Origin of the sequence: Candidatus Magnetominusculus dajiuhuensis (assembly GCF_046044395.1) — a bacterium.
GTDB classification, from domain to species: domain Bacteria; phylum Nitrospirota; class Thermodesulfovibrionia; order Thermodesulfovibrionales; family Magnetobacteriaceae; genus Magnetominusculus; species Magnetominusculus dajiuhuensis.
In genome coordinates, this window is record NZ_JBJUSG010000054.1 from 1 (window position 1) to 21486 (window position 21486).

The window sequence follows — 21486 nt, forward strand, 5'->3', positions numbered from 1 at the left end:
TCAAGAGACGGTAGGGGGAGGTGTGTGCCCTAGCTCCATAGGATTTTCACGGTAACTTTTCTAATGCGATTGCCCTGCTCTGTTCCGATTGACAGAGTCCCTCTTGTTTGTATATATTTAGAGCATGGAGTTGCTGCATAAGGAGTAGTCCTATGAAACTGCATTATTCAAAAGAAGCTGATGCCTTATATCTCAGATTTAAAGAATCAGAGATAACCGATACTGACGAAATAGTGGCCGATGTTATTGTGGATTTCGACACCGATGGAAATGTAATTGGTTTAGAGATACTGTCCGTATCAGGTAAAGCCGATTTAGAACAATTAACAGTACAGGCATTTGAAAAAGTAATGGTGGAAAATTAGCAGATACTGTGGAAATGGCAACAGACGGCCTTTCTCTGAGGCTTCAACAAATACCTGTGGGCGCAGACCCGCTCAGGTGTTTACTTTGTCAGTAGTTGTTGTTTAATATATGTGTGGTTTCGCGGGAGGTCATATTTGGAAGAAAAGTATAATGCCCTCATTATAGAGAAAAAGTGGCAGAAACGCTGGCAGGGAAGCTCAGCGGATGCAACCAGCAGGGATACGTCTAAAGAGAAGTTCTACTGCCTTGAGATGTTCCCCTATCCCTCTGGTAAGATTCACATGGGACATATCAGAAACTACGTCATCGGCGATGTGATCACGCGCTATAAGAGGATGCGCGGGTTTAACGTACTGCATCCTATGGGCTGGGACGCCTTTGGGCTGCCCGCAGAAAATGCCGCCATCCTAAACGGTACGCCCGCCGCCAGATGGACGTTTGATAATATCGCATATATGAAAGGACAAATCAAAAAGATCGGCTGCAGCTACGACTGGGCACGCGAGCTGGCTACCTGTACACCGCAATACTATAAATGGAACCAGTGGTTTTTTATCAAAATGTTTGAACGCGGCCTTGCATATAAGAAAAACTCCTCAGTCAACTGGTGCGGCCACTGCCAGACTGTCCTTGCCAACGAGCAGGTCATTGACGACAAGTGCTGGCGCTGCGACAGCGTGGTATCCAAAAAAGAACTTGAGCAGTGGTTTTTTAAGATAACCGCCTATGCCGAGGAGCTGCTTGAGGGGTGTGATACACTGACCGGCTGGCCTGAACACGTGGTTGCGATGCAGAAAAACTGGATAGGCAAAAGCGCCGGGGCAGAGCTGGACTTCCCTATTGAGAACTCAGATATACAGATCAGGATATTTACGACCCGCCCCGACACACTTTTTGGCGCCACATTTGTATGTCTTTCACCGGCACATCCCCTTGCCTCCACTCTTACAGAGGATCAGGCTGGGTTAAGGCGTATCAGGGCGCAGTACGATAAACAAGACGCCGAAACCGCCCAAACCACGCTTGGCCTGTTCACTGGCAAATACGCCATAAACCCAATAAACGTAGAGCGCGTTCCTGTATATGTGGCCGCATTCGTGTTGATGGAATACGGCACGGGTGCCATAATGTCTGTCCCCGCGCACGACAGCAGGGATTTCGAGTTTGCCACAGCACATAAACTGCCAATCAGACAGGTAATAGTCCCGCAGGACGGCAGCCAGCAACCTCTTAAAGAGGCCTATGAAGGCGAAGGCGTTTTGGCCAACTCTGGAGAGTTCACCGGCCTTCACAACAAAGAGGCCATCGTAAAGATAAACGAGTACATAGAAAAAAATGGAGTTGGCACTGCCGCGATAAAATACAAACTTCGTGACTGGGGTATATCGAGGCAGCGTTACTGGGGTACTCCAATACCCATTATATACTGCGAGAAGTGCGGAGCACTTGCCGTACCGGAGAGTGAACTGCCTGTTATTCTACCGCAAGACATTGAGTTAAAAGGCGTGGGTGGGTCCCCGCTTGCCGCGGTTGAAAGTTTTGTATCGGTAAAATGCCCGCGCTGCCACGGCCCGGCCACACGCGACACCGATACGATGGACACATTTGTGGATTCGTCGTGGTATTTTATTCGCTATTGCTCAAAGAGTACTGATGATGCCCTTGACAAATCAAACATTGCGCACTTTATGCCCGTTGACCAGTACATAGGCGGCGTAGAGCACGCCGTGCTTCACCTGTTGTACTCAAGATTCTTTACGCGTGTGCTCAAAGATTTAGGCATAGTGGCGGTTGAGGAGCCATTCACGAGGCTCCTGACGCAGGGGATGGTCTGTAAGGAGACATGGAAATGCCCTGAGCACGGGTGGCTGTTTCCTGAAGAGGCAAAAGGCGGCAAGTGCGGCAAGTGTCAACAGCCCGTTGAACGGGGCAGGGTCGAGAAGATGTCGAAATCGAAAAAGAATGTCGTCACCCCCGATGAGCTTACCGAGCGGTATGGGGCGGATACTGCGCGTGTGTTTTCGCTTTTTGCGGCACCGCCGGAGAAGGATATTGACTGGTCAGACCAGGGCGTGGAAGGCTCATACCGCTTCTTAAACAGGCTATGGGCGCTGATTTATTCACACATTGATGAGTTAAAATCTCACAGGCACGCCGGAGGCCGTCTAAGCGGTCCGCTCATCAGAAAGACCCATCAGACCATTCACAAAGTAACGCAGTCCATTGAGCGCGATTACCATTTTAATACGGCAATAGCGGCACTGATGGAACTGCTGAACGAGGCCAATGCACTGAGGCCGTCAAATGACGAAGACTATGCGGCGCTTAACTTCGCGGTACGCTCTATGCTGCTTTTGTTAAGCCCGTTCGCGCCCCACATTTGTGAAGAACTGTGGGAGGCCGTCGGCGAAAAGGACTCAGTATTGCATCACCCGTGGCCGCAGTGGGACGAAGAGGCCGCAAAAGAAGAGGAAATAGAGCTGGTCATACAAATCAACGGCAAGGTCAGGGCGAAGGAGAGAATCTCTGCCGCGCTTGACGACGAGGCAAGGACAAATATCGCCCTGAATAACGAAAAGATAAAGGAACTTACGGTCGGCAAACCTGTGGAAAAAGTAATGATCCACAGGGGGATGCTCGTCAATATCGTGATCAAAAAATAATTATGATTAAACGTCATGTACATGTTATACTAAGCCGCGATCGTATTAGTAGGACGTAAAGTGTGTAGGACATAAAGTGTGTCATTCCTGCGAAAGCAGGAATCCAGTGTCTAAGAAAATGGCAGAATGGGCTGGGCTGCCGCTTTCGCGGGAATGACAGGACTATTAATATAGCTCATTAGGCTGCAACTTGGTATTAGGAAGGTAAGGATGAACCTGAAAATAAAATATATACTGCTGGTGGCCGTGCTGCTTTGCATCTCCGGCTGTGGATATACGCTTATGACAAAGGCGGCGATGCCCTATACCTCTGTGCGTATCGGCAAGATACTCAACACCACCTCTACGCCAAAGCTGCAGGATATGCTTTATGAGGCACTTGCCGCTGAATTTTTGAAGCGCGGCGTAACTATCTCAGACAGCGCCGATTATGTCCTCGAAGGGAAAATATACTTCTATATGTTAACCGCCGTGGCCGAAAGGAACAAATATGCCGCCGAATATGAGATAGCCATTAACGGCTCGTTTACACTTAAGGACAAAAACGGTGTAATAATAAAAGAGATAAAGGATATGGCCTCACCATTTATCGAATCATTTGAAAGCCAGGACGCCGTCAACTCAATAATCGCGTCAAAGGAACGGCAAAACGAGGCGGCAATGAGTGACGTGGCGGCCTATTTAGTATATGAGATGACATCGTCACTTAAAGAGCCTAAGAAAGACACCCCCAAATGAGCCTTTTACATCTGGACGATGAGCGAAAGAAAGGGTTTCCATCCCCTGTGTATCTATTGAATTATAAGGATTATTTTTATCTGGTGGAATCTATAAGACTGCTCAGAGACAGCGTGGACGAAGGGGGCAGAACATTTAATTTTGATGTTTACGACATAGAGGCTGGCAACGAACAGGCCTCAATGGCAGAGATAATAGACACAGTGAATATGGCCTCTCTTTTTGCCACCCGCAGGTTTATCTGTGTAAGGAATTTTCAGAAGATAAAAAAGGGCGATATCGCGCGTTTGGCCAGATACGTGGAAAGCCCATCGTCAATGTCCGTCCTGTTTCTGTTTAACCAGATGAAAGACAGTAAAGATAAAAAAGATAAATCGCCCGATAAGGCCCCTCTGCCGTTTTCTCTGAAGACCATAACGCTGGATTTTAACGAACATGAACTCTTCGACTGGGCGCAAAAGAAAATCGGCTCCTACGGATTCACTATAACAAAGGAGGCCCTCAAATCTCTAAAGGATGTCTGCGAGGATTCGGTCTCAAAATTTGCCAATGAACTTGAGAAGCTCACCCTGCTTGGCAGAAAAAAAATAGACATAGCGGACGTGGAAGAGGCGGTGTTTGGAACGAAGGGCGGCACTATTTTTCAGGTGGCAGGGTCAATTGTCAAAGGGGACAAGTCTAACGCCATCGCCAAATACGTGGAGATTCGGGATGGATTGGTTGATATAATGGCCCTTGGGGCGCTGAACTGGCAGTTGGAGGGGAAAATTCAAACAAACAATCCGGCCTTCCTGAAATGCTACGAGCAGTTAAGCGATGTTGACAAAAGGCTCAGAGGCGCAAACCCCGCCTATCCCCTTGAGCTTCTCATATACAATCTAAGTGACATATTTAGTCCCTGAGGGTATGCTGTTTGTACGAAACTGCACTGAAAATAATCGGCGATATGCCTCTGAAAAAGAGAAAACCTCTGCTTGACCTCCTGTCGTCCGACTTATCGGCTGATGAGTTTAACGCGGCCTTATTAAAAATTGGCAAGAACATAGATTTGTCGAAATACCGCCGCGAAATAGCGGAGACACTTATCGCGGCAACCGGCATATGCGACGCGGTACCGGAGGCGTACAAAGACTTCAGGCCGGTTGTCTATGACGGCGCTATGTTCCTCCTGAGTGGAATCTCACAAGGGCGTCTCCTTCGCACCCTAAACGGCCAGGTTGTCATTGGCATGGACGCCTCCCCCGGCCAGAGGCTTATAGCCCTTGTGAAGGATATTCCCATGCTCTATAAACTTGGCCAAATCATGGCCAGAAACCCAAACATCGGCGCGCAATTCAGCCACTGGCTCACCATGCTTGAAAGCGGCCTTATTCACATTGATATTTCCACCATAAGGGGCATTATAGAGGCGGAGATAGGGGCAGCGGCACTGGCTGCCCACGCCGTTGAGATGTCAGACAACACCATATCTGAGGCCAGCGTTGCGGCGGTGGTTTCATTCACATGGCGCGACGGTGAGTTGGGCGGGGCGGGGGTTTTTAAGGTTATCAAGCCCGACGTGCCGGGTTTTCTTGCCGAGGACCTGAGACTGCTTGATGAGCTGGCCGAGCTGTACAACAAAAACAGGGATAAGTATGCACTTGGAGATTTCCAGTTCATAGGGACTTTTAAAGACGTCAAATATGCACTGTCAAAGGAAGTAGATTTGCGAAACGAGCAGAGAAACATGAAACTGGCAGGTGAGTTCTATGGGGATAACCGGAGAATTAAGATACCGGCTCTGCTGCCCTTCTCTACAGAAAGGGTGACGGGCATGGAGTTTATTGACGGGCAGAGGATTACCCAGGCAGGCAGTAACCGCGGGGAGTGCGCCGTGGAGTTATTCAAGACACTCGTTTGTGGCTGTATTTTTGGCGCGGCTGAGAGTTCAATATTTCACGCCGACCCTCACGCGGGAAATATCCTTATCGTAAAGGACGACGCAATGGGATTTCGCATCGCCCTTATTGACTGGAGCCAGACGGGGACACTGACGAGGGCCTCCCGCTCTGCAATATTAAAACTCGCCGCGGGAATAACGACAAATAACAGGAGAATGATAATTGACGCCGTGCAACCTCTTACCGAAGGCGGCATCAACGGCGACACTGCCGCGGCGCTTCCTTCAATTATAGACAATGAGCTTAGCGCCACCCCGGCGGGCATAATAACAGGGGCGTTACATCTCCTTGACCGCCTTGCCCTTAGGGGCATTAAGTTTCCCGCTGATCTATTACTGTTTCGAAAGGCGATTTTCACCCTTAACGGTGTCCTCCTGAGCCTTGACCCTGAGTTTGACCAGGACGCTTGCCTTATAAACTACATGTTCAGACTCCTGGCGGAGGAGGTACCGCAGAGGTGGTATAATCTGTTTTTCCCATGCGCGGACAGCCCGTTTAACTACCGGAGTCTGATGTCCAACGCCGAATTATTCACACTCGGCACCGGATTATGGTTATGAGGCCAGGTCAAACTAATGAGCCGCGAAGATATTCGCATTTTTCGCGAAACATTTTCGCAGCGCTATAGTTTTTTTCGTGGGGCAATTCGGGATATTGACAAATTCACTCCGCAGTTGCATAATGTTCATAGTAGTTCTGCTAAGCGTGGGGTTGAAAAGAGACAAAATGGGTGATGTTGTGTTAGAATAGGTATTGATGGATAGGGCGATGGAAGATGATGACAAAGATAGATTTTACACATAAGAAGATACTTGTTGTAGATGATTTTCCTGAGTACAGGCGCTCAGTGAAAAAGATATTCAACGTTTTGGGTGCCCTTGACATTGACGACACAGGCAGTGGAGACGAGGCGGTTGAAAAGATAGCCGGGAAACCGTATGACATTATTTTATGCGATTATAATCTTGGTGATGGAAAAAGGGACGGCCAGCAAATCCTTGAAGAGGTTAAACACAGGAATTTGCTTCGCTATTCGGCATGCTTCATCATGGTAACCGCGGAAAACACAATGATGATGGTCATGGGCGCTATGGAATATAAGCCGGATGACTATCTGACGAAACCATTTACGAAGAATGCCTTATTGAACCGCCTTGAAAGGATACTGACCAGAAAGAGCGATTTTGAGAGCGTTGAAAAGGCAATTTACCGGCAAGACTACTTAGCGGCCTTGCAGGCATGTAATGAACGCATTGAGCAAAAACCTAAGAATATGTATGAGTTCATGCGTATAAAGGCGGATTTATCTATAACCCTTGGCAGTTATGAAGAGGCCGAGAAGATTTACGACTCAATTGTCGCCATAAGAAAGGTGCCATGGGCGCTATTAGGGCTTGGCAAGGTGTTTTTTTATACGCAGAGATTCTTTGAGGCAAGGGATATCTTTCAGGAATTGGTTGATGAGCACAGGTCTCTGATGGAGGCATACGACTGGCTCGCAAAGACCCTTGATGAGTTGGGTGACACCAAAGAGGCGCAGCGTATTTTATCCAGGGCGGTTGAAATATCACCAAAGGCGATACTCAGACAAAAGGCGCTGGCTCAGGTGGCCGTTAAAAATAATGATTTAAACACGGCGGAGAAATCATTCAGAAGCGCCGTTGACATGGGCAAGCTGTCATGTTTTAAAGAAGCCGGTGATTACACTGGGTTGGCCAAGGTGCTTATTGAAAAGAAGTCGCCGGAGAAGGCGTTGGAAATCCTTGAGGAATCGAAAAAGATGTTTGAAGGCGACCCGGAGCCGACACTTCAAACCGTTATAGTTCAGGGATTGGCATATAAAAGTATGGGAGATGAGGACGGCCTTAGAAATGCCCTCAAAGAGTCCTCCTTGCTCTTTGACTCTGTGATGAGTTCATTGGCACCGGAGGCGTCTCTGGAGATGGCAAACTCCCTCTTTCACCTCGGAGAAAAAGACAAGGCAACTAAGATTATGCAGGGGATCGTCAAAAATAACCACGACAACGATAAATTGCTCAAAAAGGCGCAGACAGTATTTGACGAGGCCGGTATTAAGGACGAAGGCTCGCAAATGATTGCCAAAACTCAGAAAGAAATGATCTCGATTAATAACGAGGGCGTGGCACTTGTGAAACAGGGCAAGCTGCAGGAGGCCATCGAATATTTCAAAAAAGCGGCCAGCGGCGCGCCCGAAAATAAGATTATTAATGCCAACGCCGCTCAGGCTATTCTGATGTTTATGCAAAAATACGGCACTAACGACAAGCTCATCTACAAGGTCAAGCAGTACCTTGAGAGAATACGAAAGGTTGACCCATCCTATGATAAATACCATTCGCTTATCGAATTATATCAAAAAATAATGAAATGACAGGAATAATTAATAAAGCGAGGCGGCAACGTTATGGAATCTGATAATAAGGAAGGCAAGCTTGATTTTTCCGTCGTGTTGGCCTCCTCCGTGCACGATATGAAAAATTCATTGGGCGTCCTGATAAATCATCTCGACGAGGTAGTGGATACCTTTGAGGAGGCTAATCATTCCTCAAGCAAGCTCTTGTCACAGCTTCAGTACGAGGCCAAACGCGTAAATAATAATCTTATCCAGCTCCTTTCACTGTACAGGCTTGAAAACTCGCTCTACTCGCTTAATATCTCCCACGCCCCGCTCTATGACCTGATAGATGAGGTCGTTTCGCAAAATATGGCCTTGATGGAATACAAGGGAATAAGCATTGAGATAGATTGTCCCGATGACCTGTACTGGTTTATTGACAGGGAGCTAGTCGCCGGCGTCCTAAGCAGCACAATGAATAATTCGTTTCGATATACGAAGGACATGCTTAGGGTGTCGGTTTGTGAAAAGGATTCGTATCTGTGCATCTGCGTTGAAGACAACGGGGTGGGCTATCCGGCCCTGATGCTTGGCGGCGATTCAGGCAACACCCGCCAGATAAGTTTCACAACAGGAAGCACGGGGCTTGGCCTTTATTTTTCCGAAATGGTGGCAAGGTTTCATAAAAACAAAGATAAAGAGGGTTATATCTCCATAGCAAACGGCGGCGTCCTTGGGGGTGGTATTTTTTGTATCTGTCTGCCATAAAATCGCCCCCCGTTTCAGTGTTAATCACATCGGGGTTAATCGCATCATCGCCCACCGGCAGCAAGATTTAGAGTGGGGCGGATAATATCCATAGCAAATCAAAAGGGTGGCGTTGGGAAGACCACAACGGCCATTAATCTCGCCGCCTCTATTGCGCTTGCCGGAGAGGACATCCTTATTGTTGACGCCGACCCGCAGTGCAACTCGACAAGTGGCGTCGGTATCGTCAAAAAACACGTCGTCAGGAGCGTCTATGACGTGTATACCTCTAAGTACGCAATCCGTGATACCATCTTAGCCACGGCGTTTGAGCATCTGTTCATTGTGCCCGGCACGGTTGACCTTCTGGCCGTGGAGATAGAGCTTGTCTCAATGGAAAGACGTGAATGGGTGTTGTCCGACGCACTTAATTCAATCAGGGATAGGTACAAATACATACTCATTGACTGTCCGCCCTCTCTGGGGCTGCTTACACTGAACGCCCTCACCGCGGCGGATTCTGTCATCATCCCCGTGCAGTGCGAGTACTATGCCCTTGAGGGGCTTAGTATGTTGATGCGTACAATAAATCTCGTACAAAAGTCATTTAATCCCTCCTTGTCAATAGAAGGAATCCTGCTGACTATGTATGACGCGAGAAATTCGCTCTCTGCCCAGGTGGCTGCCGAGGTGCAGACATATTTTGACAAAAAGGTATATACTACGATAATTCCACGAAATGTTACACTGGCAGAGGCGCCCGGCCACGGCAAGCCGGCCCTCCACTACGACGTCCGGTCAAAGGGCGCACAGACATATCTGGCACTGGCAAGGGAGGTGTTGAATGAAAAAGGCATTGGGCAGAGGACTTGACGCCCTTATCCCGCACGAAGGGCAAGAGATACACGATGTCGAAATTGAAAAGATTTTTCCAAACCCGGCTCAGCCACGCAAGCACTTTGACGAAGGCGCGCTTGCCCAGTTAGCCTCCTCTATAACTTCACAAGGTGTAATACAGCCGGTAGTTATCTCCCGAAACGGCGACGGCACGTTTACGCTGATTGCCGGTGAGAGGAGGTGGCGTGCTTCCAACCTTGCCGGCCTGAAAAAAATACCCTGTATAATCAGAGACGAAAATCGCGAAGACTCGCTTGAGATATCACTAATCGAAAACATTCAGCGCGAAAACCTCAACCCCATTGAGACCGCCGCGGCCTTTCAAAGGCTTATAGAGGACTTCGGCCTCAAGCAAGAGGAAGTCGCCGTTAAAGTGGGCAAGGACAGGGCCACCGTGGCCAACTTTCTGAGGCTCTTAGGCCTGCCTGCTGAAATCAAAGAGTTCATCGTTGCAGGCAAACTCACGGCAGGGCACGCGCGCGCTATTCTAACCGTATCAGACCCCGCGGCTCAGCTTGACGCGGCATCGCACGTGATAAAAAATGCCCTCAATGTCAGGGAGACAGAAGGCTACTGCAAGAGGCTTGCAGAGGTGAAAGAGCCGACTAGGCAACAGCCCCCCCTCAAAGACCCCTTCATAGCGTCTGTCGAGCAGGAGCTGATAAAGACCCTGGGCACAAAGGTCAACATAACACACGATGGCAACAAGGGCAGGATAGTCCTTGAGTACAACTGCCTTGATGAGTTAAACAGATTGATTGACATACTGAGGATATAGGATGAGCGCAGCCGTGATAATACCGTCAAGATACGCCTCGACACGCTTTAACGGCAAGCCGCTTGCCCTGATAAACGGCTCTCCCATGATAAGGCATGTCTATGACAACGCAAAAAAGGCATCGCTGCCAGAGGCGGTAATCGTCGCCACTGACGACACGAGGATTTATGACGCGGTCAGGGCATTCGGAGGCAACGCGGTAATGACGGCGGCAAACCACAGAAGCGGCACAGACAGAATTTTCGAGGCCGCAAAAGACCTGCAATATGATATAATAGTCAACGTTCAGGGGGATGAGCCCCTTATACGGGCAGATATGATAGACGCTGTGATAGAACTACTAATAAGCGACAACCGTGCTGGCATTGGGACCCTGAAAAAGAGGATAACTGAGCCAGAGGATGTCTTTGACCCCAATGTCGTCAAGGTGGTGGCAGACCATAACGGCTTTGCCATGTATTTCTCCAGGGCGCCGATACCATATTACAGGAATTTGACCACAATCACCAAAGACAGCCATATTTTGTTTAACGGCAACATGGACGATACGCACTACTATAAACACATTGGCATATACGGCTATCGCAGGGATGTCCTTGCGCGCATGGCTGTCCTGAATGAGAGTCCTCTTGAGAGGGCTGAGTTGCTTGAGCAGCTTAGGGCTATGGAAAACGGTATCAAAATAAAGGTTGGGCAGACAGAGCACGAGACCATAGGGGTTGACTGTCCCGCCGACATAGAGAAGGTTGAAAAATGGCTAAATACATATTCCTGACCGGCGGTGTTGTGTCGTCATTAGGCAAGGGCATAGCCGCCTCTTCAATAGGGGCGCTCCTTGAGGGGCGCGGCCTCAGGGTCAATCTCCAAAAACTCGACCCTTATATAAACATAGACCCCGGCACGATGAGCCCCTTTCAGCACGGCGAGGTGTTTGTCACCGACGACGGCACGGAGACAGACCTTGACCTCGGCCACTATGAAAGGTTCACACATATACGCACAAACATTGCAAGCAATTACACCTCTGGAAAGATATATTTTAACGTAATAAAAAAAGAGCGCCAGGGCGACTACCTTGGGCAGACCGTTCAGGTCGTGCCGCACATTACGGACGAGATAAAGTCTGTAATCAAGGCCCTTAGTTCCGGCGTTGATGTGGTCATAGTAGAGATAGGCGGCACAATCGGAGACATAGAGAGCCTGCCGTTTCTTGAGGCAATCAGACAGATTCGTTACGATGTGGGCAAGGAAAATGTCTTTTATATACATCTTACACTTGTGCCCTATATACACAGCGCCGGAGAGCTAAAGTCAAAGCCCACGCAGCACAGTGTCAAGGAGCTTAGGGCTATCGGAATACAACCGGACGCCCTGCTGTGCCGCTGTGACAGGCCGCTGCCTGAGGACATGAAGAGGAAGATTGCCCTGCACTGCAACCTCGACTATGGGGCGGTGATAAGCGCCCTCGACGTAAAGACCATTTACGAAGTCCCCCTTGTGCTGCACAAAGAGGGCCTTGATGAGCTGATTACAAGGCAATTTAATCTGCAAACCAAACCGCCTGACCTCGCGGTGTGGAAAGAGGTGGTGAGGAGGATTAAAGAACCGCTAAACAGGGTCGTCATAGCGATGGTAGGCAAGTACATAGAATATCAGGACGCGTATAAGAGCCTCGTTGACGCCCTCATCCACGGTGGTATTGCAAATGACGCGGGGATAGACTTCCAATGGGTTGACTCAGAGGAGATAGAACGTGTCGGAGCAAACGTCCTGCTTTCAGAGGTGGATGGCATACTCGTACCCGGTGGGTTTGGCAACAGAGGGATTGAGGGAAAGATTCAGACCGCCGGATATGCAAGGCAAAAGAAGATACCATACTTTGGCATATGCCTCGGAATGCAGTGCGCCGTCATAGAGTTTGCGAGGAATGTCTGCTCTCTTGCAACGGCCAATAGCTCCGAGTTTGACGAGAACACCACTGACCCTGTGATTTATCTGATGGAGCAGTGGTATGATTTCAGAAAGGGCGGTATCGAAAAACGTACTTCCAAAAGCGAAAAGGGCGGCACGATGAGGCTTGGGGCATACCCCTGCACTCTCACCCCGGACACAAAGGCGTATGCCGCTTACGGGCGTGCGGACATATTCGAAAGGCACAGGCACAGGTATGAGTTCAACAATAAATACAGAGAGCTGTTTCAATCGAAAGGGCTTGTCATAAGCGGCCTGTCTCCTGATGGGGAACTTGTGGAAATTACTGAGCTTTCAGACCACCCGTGGTTTTTGGGCTGCCAGTTTCACCCTGAGTTTACATCGAGGCCGACGCAACCCCATCCCCTTTTCAGGGCATTTGTTGAGGCCGCGCTAAAAGAAAAGAAACCCCTCTTCCCTTATGAGGGGAAACCCCTGCGCGCTGATAAGGGGCAATAGATGTTACCTGAAGAGGCAATGGCCACGGCCATAGAGGTGCTGCAGACTGAGGCTGACTCGATTCTGGCCCTGAGGCCAAGGATAAATGAAACGTTTCTTGCCGCGGTTCAGATAATTTACGAGAGCAAGGGCAAGACAGTGGTTACGGGCATGGGCAAGTCCGGCCTGATAGGCAAGAAGATAGCGGCCACGCTGGCCTCAACCGGCACCCCTGCGTTTTTTGTCCACCCCGCCGAGGCCGGACACGGGGATTTGGGGATGATCACCCGTGATGACGTTATCATAGCCATCTCAAACAGCGGCGAGACAAACGAGATAATACAGTTGATACCTTTTTTTAAGCGCTTTGGTGTGAGTCTGATTTCTCTGGTTGGCAATATCAACTCCACACTTGCTAAGGCCGCGATGGTGGCCATAGATATATCGGTTGAGAAGGAGGCCTGCCCGCTTGGGATTGTGCCCACATCGTCAACCACTGCGGCGGCGGCAATGGGTGACGCTATTGCGGTTGTGCTTCTGAAGAAACGGGGATTTAAACAAGATGACTTTGCGTGTTTACACCCTGATGGAAGCCTTGGCAGACGCCTCCTGATAAAGGTAAAGGACGTTATGGCCACAGGCGATGCCCTTCCATACGTAGGGCCGGAGGCAAAGCTGATGGACGCGCTGATTGAAATATCGTCTAAACGACTTGGGCTTGCCCTTGTCACAGACTCAGAAAAACACCTGCTTGGCATAGTAACAGACGGCGACCTCAGAAGAGGACTGCAAGTCTGGGGGCAACATCTCTACTCCAAAGAAGTATCCTCAATAATGACAACAAATCCCCGCACAATATCAGAGGAAGAGCTTGCCGCAAAGGCCCTTTCCATTATGGAAAAACACTCAATTACATCACTGGTAGTCCCAGATACCAAAGATACTGTTAAGGGCATCATCCACATCCACGATATTCTGAAAAAGGGGATAGTATAAATTATACAGTCCGTTACAATTTCCTAATTATTAATTTTGCCAATGTTGGGCGCGCCAAGAGGATATTTCGAATGCTGTATTGTATCTTGCGGCAAAGGAAATAATTACAGGTGAGGGCGTGGCGGTTGTTTATTCAAAAAACGATTACCACGGATAGGTATCAGCTAATCAGAGAGGGTGTTTTTCAACACCCTCTCCATCAAACCGTCTGACAAGACACGCCTAGTAAGTTGCCTTTCCGGCGCTTCCCAGTACGTTTTCATTTTTGTACTTGATCATCTTTATGAGTTCGTCGCGGGCCGGGCCGAGATACTTGCGCGGGTCGAATTCCTTAGGGCTTTCGGCGAATACCTTTCTTATTACAGCCGTCATGGCCATTCTGCCGTCTGTGTCTATGTTTATTTTACACACGGCTGAGGTGGCGGCCTTGCGAAGCTGCTTCTCGGATACGCCCACGGCGTCGTCCATTTTGCCGCCATACTTGTTTATCATCTCTACGTACTGAGGCATGACCGAGGACGCCCCGTGAAGGACTATCGGAAATCCCGGGATTCTCTTTTCCACCTCTTCAAGGATGTCGAATCTAAGAGGCGGTGGCTCTTCACCAGGTTTTACCTTAAACTTGTATGCGCCGTGGGAAGTGCCAATTGATATGGCGAGGCTGTCAACGCCGGTCTTTTTGACAAAATCCTCTACCTCCTCCGGTTTCGTATAGTGGCTTACCTCGTGTGATACTTCGTCTTCGATTCCGGCAAGCACGCCAAGTTCACCCTCCACTGTGACATCATGCGCGTGGGCATACTCGACGACCTTCTTCGAAAGGGCGACATTCTCTTCATACGGCAGATGAGAACCGTCTATCATAACAGACGAAAACCCTGTGTCTATGCAAGACTTGCAGAGGTCGTAGCTGTCACCATGGTCAAGATGAAGGGTGACGGGGATGCTTCCGCCCATGTCTTTCATCATTTGAACCGCACCCATGGCCATAAATCTCAATAGCGTCTGGTTTGCGTATTTTCTGGCGCCGCTTGATACCTGAAGTATCACAGGCGATTTGCTCTCAGCGCAACCGATGATAATTGCCTGCAGCTGCTCCATGTTGTTAAAATTATAAGCGGGTATGGCATAGCCGCCTTTAACCGCCTTCTGAAACCCCTCTTTTGTGTTGACCAACCCCAAATCCTTGTAACTTACCGCCATAAACCCCTCCATTGTATTGTTCCAATCGTAAACGATTGGCAGATATTTAAAGCCATACGCTATGCTGGTATAATAATCAATAGAACCTGTTTTGTCAAGTTGCCCGGTTGCGTTTGTAAGGCAAACGCACTATGTATTTTCTTTGTCTGCCATTCCCGCGAACAGACTGTGTCATAATCCTTTAAGCCCTTGGGGTAAAAATTGCCCGCTAATTATTATTATATTTATTTGCATCATATATCTACGCCACAAATGTTCATTAATAATGTTACAGCAACATTTAAGCACTATAAAACCTCCATAACTTCATTATGTTATAATAGAGTTGTCAGTACATTTACTTATATAGTACATTTCTTCGTTTAAACTCTACCAATATATCTTTTATTCCTATTAATGTTATTATTATCGAAATTTTAAAACATGTACTCACCACGGCAGCCATTTCTGAGTTCACACCTTTTAGCCCTCTTAGTAAAAATGCCCAACCGTTTAAGTTTCTTTTTATATGGCCAAATGGCAATTCCACTTTTTCTTTCCGTTTCTTATAGGTCTCCTGACCCTCTGGCGCCATGTATGTTGTTTCCACTTCCTCCCTGACATTCTCATGTTTTAACCTTATTATTGCCCTGCCGTTTTTAGGTTCAAGGGTTTATATCCTAATACCGGAATGAAACCGGAACGAGTTGTTTTTCCACCATTCCTGCCTGCTGCTCTCATCGTCCAATACTTCATGGGTGTAGTGTAGCACAACTCCTGCGGCAATTTCCTCTCTGCCCATAAAGGTTAGCCGCCACCGCCTGAACAGCAGATACTTTTGGATGATGAGGCGGATAGTGCCGTGCATAATGGGCCGGTATTTCCGATACCAATACATTATATTAAACCATTTCTCCATTAGGTCTATCCGCTTTTGGGCAAAAGCCCCTCAATACCTGACATCTGCCTTCCCCTACTGCATCATTGCAATACCTGCCCCCTGCTGTGTGTGCATGATATCATTTTCCTTGCTCCCTATCCTTGAGGAATGCCATGATATTTGCCGGTGGACGCCGTAGTATAATCTGGTGCGCCATGTATTTCATATAGGGGTCTATCTGGTGAAAGAAGCTCTTGTAGCCGACGCAGAGCCAGTTCAGGCCGTCCTCCCCATCCGGCGTCCTGATGAGGCGATTCTTGGGGCATTCTCCGTTACATGCAAATCTCACGTCACACTGCCGACAATAGGATGGCAGAGTATCTCGTTTGGCGTTGCCAAACACAATCTGAGACGAGGTCACTGCAAGTTTTGCCATAGGGGTTTCCATGATGTTGCCGAGGTGATGTCCGACATCGACAAAGTGGTCGCACGCATACAAGTCCCCGTTATGCTCCATAGCCAGTGCCGCTCCGCACGTATTGCGGAAAAAACACAGGCTCTGCGGCAATGACAACCACGACTCCAGCGCCGTGTCGAACATCTGGACATAGATACGCGCAACATCCATCCGCACCCAGCGCTCGAATATCGTTCCAAGAAACTCTCCCCATGCAAGCCCCCCGACACTCTCATGGGAGATTTGGCCATCCTTGTGTTCAACCAGGGGAATAAATTGCAGGAACGTGCTACCGATGGATTTCAGGAATTCGTAGACCTCAATCGGGTACAGGGCGTTGCGTCGGTGCACAACCGTGAGTGTATTGAAGCGTACGCCGTGTTTTACGAGCCGCTCAAGTCCGCGCATCACGTGCCCAAAGGAGGGATTTCCACCCTTGTCAACGCGACAGGAATCATGCAAATGTTCGGGACCGTCAATGGAAATCCCAACAAGGAAATCGTGTTCCTTCAAGAACGCGCACCACTCATCATCAAGCAACAAGCCATTGGTCTGCAGGGTATTTTCAATGCACCGCCCCGCCCCATACTTCTGCTGTATTGCGATGGCCTGGCGGTAAAAGTCCATACCCGGTAACGTCGGCTCGCCCCCCTGCCACGCAAACGTTACCCCATTGTGTGAGCTGTTTGCTTCCATGTACTGGCGGATGTAGGAATCAAGAACTTCCACTGGCATTCTCCAGTCGGTTGTGGCTGGATACAATTGAGCCTTATCAACATAGAAGCAATACCTGCAACCAAGATTGCATATAGGCCCAACAGGTTTGGCCATTATCTGGAAGCGCACTGCCTCACCTGAATGCCCGGTCATACGAGCCTAATTTCAACTCCAGCGAAGCAGCGCTAACAACATGCGAGTTGGATAATATCGCCAACCATTCACCCGTCAAGGCCAAGACCAAAGTTTGATTTAAGATCCGACGCCAGCGTGTCAAGAACACTAACATATTGCAAGTAGGCCTGCTCCGCCTGAGCCTGCGCCGTTTGTAAAGAGGCTGGAAGCGGTCTGCGAATCTCGTTTGGAAGTAGTTCTGAAAAAAGGGCGTAGAGCATAAATGCCGCTCTTGGGTCGTTTGGCTGGTTGTCGAGTTCCAGGGCGCCGCCCGTGGTGGCGTGATCATAGAATTCCGCTTCACCCCCCAAGAGCATCGGGGTGGTCGTTTGGGGATACCAGAAGTTATAGACACCCAACTTTAATTGATCCTGCATAACACCGATGATGTGAGTGGGGGACAGGTTGAAGTTCATTATCGGTTTAACATACTCGTCGGTCGTAAAGCACGCGTAAGTTCGACCAGACGCCGTTGCGGATCGCACCACAGAGAGGAGGTCGTGGCGTGTCCCGTAGAGCGTCTGCAGGTCACCGGTCATCCATGAATTGCTGCCGCCATGTCCCAGGTCAACCAGTAGCCGCAAGACATCAACGTTTGAGGTGAGCTGCGAGCGCATAGTGTTGACATCACCTGCAAATTGACCGGTGTAATCGCGCACTATAAATGGAATATGAAGGGTTTCCTCATACACGGTGCCTACCTTGTTCTGTGCGAAGCCATGCGCGCCGCCGTAGTCGCCGTGGTCGCTGAGGAAAACCACAACGGTATTGTTGAGGACATTTTGCGGAAGGGCGCCTAAAACGCGCCCTATCTGAGTATCCACGTTGGTGATGAGGTCTGAATAAAGGTCTTGGCCGCGCTGCCAGTAGCTGAAGGGAGCCACCCCCTTCTTCACTTTGCCGAGAGCTATTGGAGAGTCTGCCAGTTTAAAGGTGGTGTCAGAAGGGTCGAAGGAGATGCCACTGAAAATAGCCTGGCTGCACTCGTTAAACATGTGCTGGGCCTTGGGCTTGTTTGCAATCAATTGGCTCAGTGGCTCCCAGTTTTCTGGTAACACGGGGAACCCTTTAGGGGTTGGGTTTGACTCCTGCAGTATGGAGGAATTGTAAGAGATAAGTGGTGTGGCACCGGCCGCTGAAAAGAGATTGTTGTACGTATTTGGTTCCGTGCCACCCCAGAAAAACTCGTAATCGTGGGGGTTGACAAACTCCACGGTCGCACACCAACGGGGACTGTTCGGCGTGAGACCCGAAAGGTAACTGATTGCGGAATTGGCGATATCCTGGTCGCTTATGATGGTGCCGTCGCCGCCATTACCCTGACCCTGCTGTCCAGGCGCATCAGGACAGACATATGTTGTAAATCCGTACTGTTCGAGATAATCCGTTACGCCTGCCTGGCACTCCGAGGCGGTCAGGGGATAGTCAATGCTGCAGTGAAACTTACCGAAGTGAGGCGTCTGATATCCCGCCTGACGCAGCAACGTACCATAGGTCGGGAAGGCCGGGTTGAGGCTTGGCGATGGGTTCCCACCATTACCATGTCCCGTGAGCGTGGTCAGTACCCAGTTTTGTTGTGCATAGAGTCCGGTCAATGTGGAGCAGCGTGAGGGCGTACAAGCGGCGGCTGCGATGTGATGGTTTGCGAACTTTACGCCACCTGTCCAGAGATATTTATAGAGATTGGGCATGAAGCGTGCCATGTATTGGTCAGCCGTTGTGATTCCAGCGGGAAAGTTGACGGGAAATCTAAGTTGATCTACTGTAATCACCAGAATGTTGGGTGGGGTATTCCCACTGGTTGCAGAGATATTTGTGGATGCTTCCGCTTCTTTCCCACTGTCCGTAAGGACAGACGACCCTAAGAGCGCCCCCCCAGCGATAGCGCCCGCTGTCAGACCAAGAAAATCTCGTCTTTTCATTTTTGATAACTCCTACTATTTAATCGTCAACAATTACAATCACAGCCGCAAGGCAGCTCTGTTCAGCACCCCAGAATTCATGTCATATTTCATCCACAGTTCCAGAGTCACAGACGTTTAATCTTTCGATGTTTGGGCAGTAACAACCCTGTCCCTGCCCTCGTGCTTTGCCTGATATAGCGCCTCGTCAGCAGCTTTTAACAGATGCTGAGGGTTAGTTCCATGTATGGGTGAGACTGCAACGCCTACCGATAAGGTTATTGCGCTTAGGGTCTGACTCCCGATATTTATCTTCACGTGCTTAAACCCATCGCACAACATAGTTGCCCGCCCTACGGTTATATCTAAAGTGGCTTCAGGTAAAATCAGGGTAAACTCCTCGCCTCCATACCGGCAGGCTACGTCGCAATCTCTGATGTTATGCTTGAGAAATATACCTAATTCCCTTAGCACACAGTCGCCGGCCTCGTGGCCATATGTATCGTTAAAGCGTTTGAAGTGGTCAACATCTATCATAATTATCCCTATAGGGGTTTTCTTGCGAAGGCTGCGCTGGTTTTCTCTTTCAAGATACTCCTGCATGTATCTCCGGTTGTAAAGCCCTGTTAATGGGTCGCGCGATGAGAGATTGCTCAGCGTTTCCCGAAGTTTTAAGTTTGAAATTGCAAGTGCCGCATTTTCAGAGAGTTTTAACGCCAGCCGCTCTTTCTCTTTTATTAAATCAGAGTCTCCGGCAAGTGCGCCAAGCATTAAATGACACATTCCCAGCGTTTCGCCCTGAGCTGTCATCGGCACACATATGTAGGATTCAATGGAATCAATTACGTGGCGGCAGCGGGGGACATCCTCATGTGCCGTTATTATGTGGGAGCGCCCACGCCTGAGTGCCCAGCAGTCATCTTTCGTAAACACCTGCTCGCTGGACTGTACTCTGCCCCATGTGGATATTGATTCGATGATATCTCTTGATGAGTTGAAGACATAAATACCGCCGGATTCAAACTGAAACAATCGTGAGGCCGCATGTGCTATTACCTCACATGCCTCAGATATAGTGTTACAGGCCTGCAGGAGGTCGCTCATATGGCTAAATATCTGATTTTCATGGTTGTGAATGGCAAGTTCCCGTGACCATTGCTCAAGTTTGGCATTCTTAGCCTCCAGTTCCTTGCCATAGACTTCTGATTTGTCCCTGTAGTTCCGCAAATCGTCTACCATTTTATTAAAGGATTCAGCCATTTTTCCTATTTCGTCGTGTGATTTTACGTCTACTTTTATGTCAAGATTGCCAGCTCCGACTTCCCTTGCCGCACTGCTTAGCCTGATTATCGGCTTTGAGACCGTTCTCGCAAAAATATATATGGCTGCCAGGGCAAAAAAACTCATTATAACGAAAGAAAGTATCTTTTTATCTCTCAATTTCACAAACGGGCCAAAGGCCAGCTTAGCAGGTACGTCCACTATTATTGACCAGCCGTTGCCAGTAAAATCCTGATAGCCGCGCTCGACCGAAAAGGCAAGTATCTCCTCGTCACCGGATTTATGCAAGTGGCGTATACTTCCTGTTTTATCTCCCGCTATTATTAACTTGCTTACAAACTCCCAGTCATCTGAGATTGTCTTTAGAATATTGCCCTTGTTATGATTGGAATAAAGTATCAGGCCGTTCTTATCTACCAGAACTACTTTCGTATCGCTGACCTTGTCCTTACTGGCTAAGCCTGAGACATTATTCACTATATCATATATCGCATTCATAGATATTTCTGACTTGACGACCCCAACCGGCTTGCCATGTTCATTCTTTACAATTGCTGCAACACAATAAACATAGCCTTTCAATAGTGAGGACTCATATATTTCCGCAGTAAATGCGCTGCCAGTTTCAACTTTTGGCCAATATTCGTTCAATGGATGCTGCTGTCCTATGTCCTTGCCTGACGTGTCGGCAATACGCACTCTATCCATATTGAAAAACGAAAGTGACACATACGTCTTGTCGTGGTTCAAATAATGATTTAATCTTTGTGTTATTGCCTGAGGCGTTGAGTCCTGCGAAGCAATTACGGGGTCATACGCTAGCTGCTTTATATCGGTGTATTTTTCAAAGAGCATTCTGTCTATTTTATCAATTGTGTGATATGCCTGTGTTTCCATGTTGTTTTTTACTTGTTCTTCAACCATACTCTTTTCAGACATGTGGACAAAGTACAGCAATTCTCGGTGAAGGTAAAATGATAGTGAGAATGCGTGTTTACAGAGAA

17 protein-coding genes are annotated in these 21486 nt (G+C 48.7%); 12 read left to right on the top strand and 5 right to left on the bottom strand.

The window, feature by feature from the left end; all coding sequences use genetic code 11:
- The first annotated feature begins 152 nt into the window (after positions 1–152).
- From AB7D94_RS08885 to AB7D94_RS08940, 12 genes are all read left to right on the top strand, one after another.
- Entirely contained in the window at positions 153–365 is a 213-nt protein-coding gene (locus AB7D94_RS08885; protein ID WP_420265454.1) for a DUF2283 domain-containing protein, read from the top strand.
- A gap of 135 nt (positions 366–500) precedes the next feature.
- Entirely contained in the window at positions 501–3029 is a 2529-nt protein-coding gene (gene leuS / locus AB7D94_RS08890) for a leucine--tRNA ligase (RefSeq protein ID WP_420265456.1), read from the top strand.
- Between the two features lie 210 nt (positions 3030–3239).
- Positions 3240–3767, top strand: coding sequence for an LPS assembly lipoprotein LptE (gene lptE, locus AB7D94_RS08895; protein WP_420265457.1), 528 nt, complete (start codon positions 3240–3242; stop codon positions 3765–3767).
- Positions 3764–4669 (top strand): DNA polymerase III subunit delta, encoded by a 906-nt coding sequence (gene holA, locus AB7D94_RS08900; protein WP_420265458.1) that lies wholly within the window; start codon positions 3764–3766, stop codon positions 4667–4669. Before lptE ends, holA begins: the two co-directional genes overlap by 4 nt.
- Positions 4670–4680: 11 nt before the next feature.
- On the top strand, positions 4681–6267 hold the full coding sequence (locus AB7D94_RS08905) for an AarF/UbiB family protein (protein ID WP_420265459.1): 1587 nt from the start codon (positions 4681–4683) through the stop codon (positions 6265–6267).
- Between the two features lie 215 nt (positions 6268–6482).
- Positions 6483–8099, top strand: a complete 1617-nt coding sequence (locus AB7D94_RS08910; protein WP_420265461.1) for a response regulator — start codon at positions 6483–6485, stop codon at positions 8097–8099.
- Positions 8100–8132: 33 nt separating this feature from the next.
- On the top strand, positions 8133–8831 hold the full coding sequence (locus AB7D94_RS08915) for a sensor histidine kinase (RefSeq protein ID WP_420265462.1): 699 nt from the start codon (positions 8133–8135) through the stop codon (positions 8829–8831).
- Positions 8832–8903: 72 nt separating this feature from the next.
- Complete coding sequence (locus AB7D94_RS08920; RefSeq protein ID WP_420265465.1) at positions 8904–9683, top strand: ParA family protein; 780 nt, start codon at positions 8904–8906, stop codon at positions 9681–9683.
- Entirely contained in the window at positions 9655–10485 is an 831-nt protein-coding gene (locus tag AB7D94_RS08925; RefSeq protein ID WP_420265466.1) for a ParB/RepB/Spo0J family partition protein, read from the top strand. Before AB7D94_RS08920 ends, AB7D94_RS08925 begins: the two co-directional genes overlap by 29 nt.
- A 1-nt stretch (position 10486) precedes the next feature.
- Positions 10487–11260, top strand: a complete 774-nt coding sequence (gene kdsB / locus AB7D94_RS08930) for a 3-deoxy-manno-octulosonate cytidylyltransferase (RefSeq protein WP_420265467.1) — start codon at positions 10487–10489, stop codon at positions 11258–11260.
- Positions 11239–12915, top strand: coding sequence for a CTP synthase (locus AB7D94_RS08935; RefSeq protein ID WP_420265468.1), 1677 nt, complete (start codon positions 11239–11241; stop codon positions 12913–12915). The genes kdsB and AB7D94_RS08935 overlap by 22 nt, the downstream gene beginning before the upstream one ends.
- Complete coding sequence (locus AB7D94_RS08940; RefSeq protein WP_420265470.1) at positions 12916–13890, top strand: KpsF/GutQ family sugar-phosphate isomerase; 975 nt, start codon at positions 12916–12918, stop codon at positions 13888–13890.
- Positions 13891–14112: 222 nt separating this feature from the next.
- Here the strand turns inward: AB7D94_RS08940 and AB7D94_RS08945 are convergent, their stop codons facing one another.
- The 5 genes from AB7D94_RS08945 to AB7D94_RS08965 form a co-directional block, all read right to left on the bottom strand.
- A complete protein-coding gene (locus tag AB7D94_RS08945; RefSeq protein ID WP_420265471.1) occupies positions 14113–15093 on the bottom strand; it encodes a class II fructose-bisphosphate aldolase in 981 nt (326 codons plus the stop codon).
- A gap of 337 nt (positions 15094–15430) precedes the next feature.
- On the bottom strand, positions 15431–15718 hold the full coding sequence (locus tag AB7D94_RS08950; protein ID WP_420265477.1) for a transposase: 288 nt from the start codon (positions 15716–15718) through the stop codon (positions 15431–15433).
- A gap of 373 nt (positions 15719–16091) precedes the next feature.
- Positions 16092–17279 carry an anaerobic sulfatase maturase gene (locus AB7D94_RS08955; protein ID WP_420265473.1) on the bottom strand — a complete coding sequence of 396 codons (1188 nt, stop codon included), beginning with the start codon at positions 17277–17279 and terminating at the stop codon, positions 16092–16094.
- 68 nt (positions 17280–17347) lie between these two features.
- Positions 17348–19222, bottom strand: coding sequence for a sulfatase-like hydrolase/transferase (locus tag AB7D94_RS08960; RefSeq protein WP_420265474.1), 1875 nt, complete (start codon positions 19220–19222; stop codon positions 17348–17350).
- A 117-nt stretch (positions 19223–19339) separates the two neighbouring features.
- Positions 19340–21486: sensor domain-containing diguanylate cyclase (locus AB7D94_RS08965; RefSeq protein ID WP_420265475.1), on the bottom strand; the 2147-nt coding region annotated here is incomplete at its 5' end.

What these genes read in the sequence shown, in the direction of transcription:
- AB7D94_RS08940 (WP_420265470.1), top strand. Translation starts at nt 12,916, where the DNA reads ATGTTACCTGAAGAGGCAATGGCCACGGCCATAGAGGTGCTGCAGACT.
- AB7D94_RS08945 (WP_420265471.1), bottom strand. Translation starts at nt 15,093, where the DNA reads ATGGCGGTAAGTTACAAGGATTTGGGGTTGGTCAACACAAAAGAGGGG.
- AB7D94_RS08885 (WP_420265454.1), top strand. Translation starts at nt 153, where the DNA reads ATGAAACTGCATTATTCAAAAGAAGCTGATGCCTTATATCTCAGATTT.
- AB7D94_RS08960 (WP_420265474.1), bottom strand. Translation starts at nt 19,222, where the DNA reads ATGAAAAGACGAGATTTTCTTGGTCTGACAGCGGGCGCTATCGCTGGG.
- AB7D94_RS08915 (WP_420265462.1), top strand. Translation starts at nt 8,133, where the DNA reads ATGGAATCTGATAATAAGGAAGGCAAGCTTGATTTTTCCGTCGTGTTG.
- holA (WP_420265458.1), top strand. Translation starts at nt 3,764, where the DNA reads ATGAGCCTTTTACATCTGGACGATGAGCGAAAGAAAGGGTTTCCATCC.
- AB7D94_RS08910 (WP_420265461.1), top strand. Translation starts at nt 6,483, where the DNA reads ATGATGACAAAGATAGATTTTACACATAAGAAGATACTTGTTGTAGAT.
- lptE (WP_420265457.1), top strand. Translation starts at nt 3,240, where the DNA reads ATGAACCTGAAAATAAAATATATACTGCTGGTGGCCGTGCTGCTTTGC.
- AB7D94_RS08955 (WP_420265473.1), bottom strand. Translation starts at nt 17,279, where the DNA reads ATGACCGGGCATTCAGGTGAGGCAGTGCGCTTCCAGATAATGGCCAAA.
- kdsB (WP_420265467.1), top strand. Translation starts at nt 10,487, where the DNA reads ATGAGCGCAGCCGTGATAATACCGTCAAGATACGCCTCGACACGCTTT.
- AB7D94_RS08925 (WP_420265466.1), top strand. Translation starts at nt 9,655, where the DNA reads ATGAAAAAGGCATTGGGCAGAGGACTTGACGCCCTTATCCCGCACGAA.
- AB7D94_RS08935 (WP_420265468.1), top strand. Translation starts at nt 11,239, where the DNA reads ATGGCTAAATACATATTCCTGACCGGCGGTGTTGTGTCGTCATTAGGC.